A 3,448-nucleotide genomic window follows, 5' to 3' on the forward strand; every position below is an offset into this window, starting at 1 on the left:
GTCGAAGTCGAAAGCGATGAGCTGCGGGTGAACCAGGCCGACGGCACGGCGGAATTCGTCGGCAACGTCGTCATCGTCCAGGGCGTCATGCGCCTGGGCGCCCCCCGCGTGCTGGTCGTCTATGACGAAGCGGGCGAAAAGGTCCGCCGGATGGAGGCCACCGGCGGCGTCACCCTGGTCAGCGGCCCCGACGCCGCCGAAGCGCAGCGCGCAGATTACGACATCGAGGCCGGCAAGGTCCGTCTTCAAGGCGACGTTCTGCTGGTGCAGGGCGAATCGACACTGGCGTCTCAGGATCTGACTATTGACCTGACCACCGGCAGCGCCCAGATGTCTGGCCGTGTCCGCACGCTTTTGAACCCAAAGAATTAAAGACCAGACCCGTGACCAAACCCGACCTCTCGATCCACGACGGCGACCAGGGCCTGCGCATCGACCACCTGCGCAAGTCCTACAAGAAGCGTGTCGTGATCCGGGACGTCACCATGAAGGTCGACCGGGGCGAGGTCGCGGCCCTGCTGGGGCCGACCGGGTCGGGCAAGACCACCACCTTCTATTCCGTCGCGGGCCTTGTGGTGCCCGAGGGCGGGCGCGTCACCATCGACGGCCGCGACGTGACCAACATGCCGATGTACCGCCGCGCCAAGCTGGGGATCGGCTACCTCCCGCAAGAGATGTCGATCTTCCGCGGCCTTTCGGTCGAGGAGAACATCTCGGCCATCCTCGACATCACCCATTCGGACCGTCACAAGCGGCGCGAGCGGCTGGAGGAACTGCTGTCGGAATTCTCGATCGAACACCTGCGCCGCGCCCCCGCGCTGGCGCTGTCGGGCGGGGAACGCCGCCGGGTGGAAATCGCCCGTTGCCTGGCCGCCGATCCCAAGTACCTGCTGCTGGACGAACCCTTTGCCGGGGTTGACCCGATTTCCGTGGCCGACATCCGTCACCTGGTGGCCGACCTGAAGAAACGCGGCATCGGCGTGCTGATCACCGACCACAACGTGCGCGAGACGCTGGAAATCGTCGACCGCGCCTACATCCTGCATGACGGCAAGGTGCTGATGTCCGGCACCCCCGAAGAGGTCGTGGAAAACGAAAACGTGCGCCGCGTCTACCTGGGCGACAGTTTCCGCATTTCCTGACCCCGGCACCCGGGTCGGCGGGTCCGCTCCTGCCTGCCTTCCGGCCATCGGCAACACCCCGCCCGGCACCCGGTTTCCGCTGCCCTGCAGCGAAAGTTTGCGCCAACCATTTCATCCGCTTCCCATTGACAGCCGCCCCCCGCGTCCCTTCATATAAGGGTATGACAGTCGCGTATCGGCTACCCTACCGGCCCGCAGATCCCTTGCACAATTTGCGCAAGATCAAGGAAACTCGACTGTCTTTCACCAGCATTCGAATCTGACGCCGTCGGGGCCACTGGCCCCGTGCGACCGTTCGAAGAGTCATGAAAGGATACGGAATGCGTTACGAAGTCAGCGGTAAGCAAATCGACATTGGCGAGGCGCTTCAGACACACGTGAAGACGGAACTTGGCAGCGTCATGGAGAAGTACGGTCAGCGACCGACCGACGCCACCGTCATCTTTTCCAAATCCGGTCATGAATTCGTCTGCGAGGTCACGGTGCACCTGTCTTCGGGGCTGAACGCGGCCGCCAAGGGGCATGCCAATGAAATCTATGCCGCTTTCGAAGAAACGGCGGAAAAGATGGACAAACAGCTGCGTCGCTACAAGCGTCGCCTGAAGGACCATCACAAGGCCCGGCCCGAACCGGTTGAACTTTTCGGTGCCTCCTCGTATATCCTCGCCGCTGAGCAGGAAGACGTGGAATCAGAGGCGGAGACGCTCCAACCGATCATCGTTGCCGAGATGGAAACAAAGATACCCTCTTTGTCCGTTGGCGAGGCCGTGATGCAGATGGAGCTTGCAGGCGCACCTGTCCTTGTTTTCCGGAACGAAGGTAAAGAGGGGGTCAATGTTGTGTACCGTCGCGAAGACGGCAACATCGGTTGGATCGACCCCAGAAACTGAGGCGGCGGGCGTACCGCGGCGAGCGTTAGGACCACATGAACTTAACGGAAATCCTCAAACCCGAGGCAATCAAGGTGATTGCCTCGGCGTCGTCGAAGAAACGCCTTCTCCATGATATCGGGGAACTGGCGCAATCGGCCTATGGCTACGATTCTGCGTCCCTGGTTGCGGCCCTGATGGAACGCGAAAGCCTGGGCCCGACCGGAGTCGGCAACGGTGTCGCCCTGCCCCATGCGCGCATGGAACAGGTCACCGACATGACCGCGGCCTTCATCCTGCTGGATCAGCCGGTGAACTTCGATTCCGTGGACCGTCAGCCGGTGGACATCGTCATGGCGCTGTTTGCACCCGAAAGCGCCGGGGTCGAACACCTGAAGGCCCTGGCCCTGGTGTCGCGCACCCTGCGCAGCGCCGATCTGTGCAAGAAGCTGCGGGCGAACCACGATGCCTCGACGCTGTATGCGCTGCTGACCTCGGATCAGAACACCCAGGCGGCATAAGGCCCTGCCCCGGGGAACCAATGGCCCCCTATTTCCAGGATCCGAACCCGAACATCAGGTAGTCGCGCTGATAGACGTCCTGCGTCTTGGCTTCGATTTCCTCATCATAGACATCCGCCAGGGCAAAGGGCCGATCCTCGGGGATCGCGGGCGGATCGCCCGGATCGCCGTGGCCGACCTGCTGCGCCAGCGCGGGCAGATAGGCGCCCATCTCGTCCTCGCGCACGATCATGTCGGGCAGGGCAAAACCCGCCATGCCTTCGATCACCGCCGATTGCGTCGCCCAGGTCTGGTCGATCCGGATCGAGGTCTGCCCCGCCAGGTTCGCCTTGAGGAAATCCAGGAACATCTTGAACGCCTCGCGGTGCTGCTCCAGCGGATAGGGGCTGTCGTCGTTGCGGCCGGGGATCGGCAGCTTGTGCCGGTTGCGCAGGATCCGCCGGAGTTCGCCAAAGCTGCCCTTGCCGGTCCGCACGATGCGATTGCAGAACACCGAATGCGCCCGCGCCACCGGATGCCGGATCACCGCGAAGCTGCGGTGGCCCTTGTTGCGCCGCTTCCACTGCCGCAGGCGCTTCTGTGTGAACTGGGTCTCCAGCGCCTCGACCGGCCCGCCATCCAGCGCGGCCAGCCACTCCATCACCTGATCGTCGATCTCACCCCGCACGGGCATATACATCAGCCGTGTCTGCGCACCGGCCACGTAGCCCGGCACATTGGCCCCGCGCCGCGGTTCGAAATTCGGCGTGCGGGTCAGGTTGAACCGGTCCAGCCGCGCCAGGGCCTGCTCCATCTGGTCGAAATTCTCGACCTTCTCGGACAGGGGCGCGGGGTTCTGCACCTTCAGCTTGTCATCCAGCCTGTCCAGCTGATCGACCTGCCCCAGCCAGCGTGCCAGCCCGTTCATCACCGCCAC

5 protein-coding genes are annotated in these 3,448 nt (G+C 63.5%); 4 read left to right on the forward strand and 1 reads right to left on the reverse strand.

Features of this window, described 5'->3' with window-relative positions; all coding sequences use genetic code 11:
- From ACEQXV_RS10995 to ACEQXV_RS11010, 4 genes are all read left to right on the forward strand, one after another.
- The coding region (locus ACEQXV_RS10995; RefSeq protein ID WP_370269152.1) for an LptA/OstA family protein at positions 1–372 on the forward strand (372 nt) is incomplete at its 5' end.
- A gap of 11 nt (positions 373–383) precedes the next feature.
- Entirely contained in the window at positions 384–1,142 is a 759-nt protein-coding gene (gene lptB, locus ACEQXV_RS11000) for an LPS export ABC transporter ATP-binding protein (RefSeq protein ID WP_370269153.1), read from the forward strand.
- 320 nt (positions 1,143–1,462) lie between these two features.
- Entirely contained in the window at positions 1,463–2,032 is a 570-nt protein-coding gene (gene hpf / locus ACEQXV_RS11005; RefSeq protein WP_093449300.1) for a ribosome hibernation-promoting factor, HPF/YfiA family, read from the forward strand.
- 35 nt (positions 2,033–2,067) lie between these two features.
- Positions 2,068–2,532, forward strand: coding sequence for a PTS sugar transporter subunit IIA (locus ACEQXV_RS11010; RefSeq protein ID WP_093449297.1), 465 nt, complete (start codon positions 2,068–2,070; stop codon positions 2,530–2,532).
- Between the two features lie 28 nt (positions 2,533–2,560).
- Here the strand turns inward: ACEQXV_RS11010 and ACEQXV_RS11015 are convergent.
- Positions 2,561–3,448: sulfotransferase family 2 domain-containing protein (locus ACEQXV_RS11015; RefSeq protein WP_370269154.1), on the reverse strand; the 888-nt coding region annotated here is incomplete at its 5' end.

This window comes from Nioella sp. (assembly GCF_964229645.1).
GTDB lineage: Bacteria > Pseudomonadota > Alphaproteobacteria > Rhodobacterales > Rhodobacteraceae > Nioella.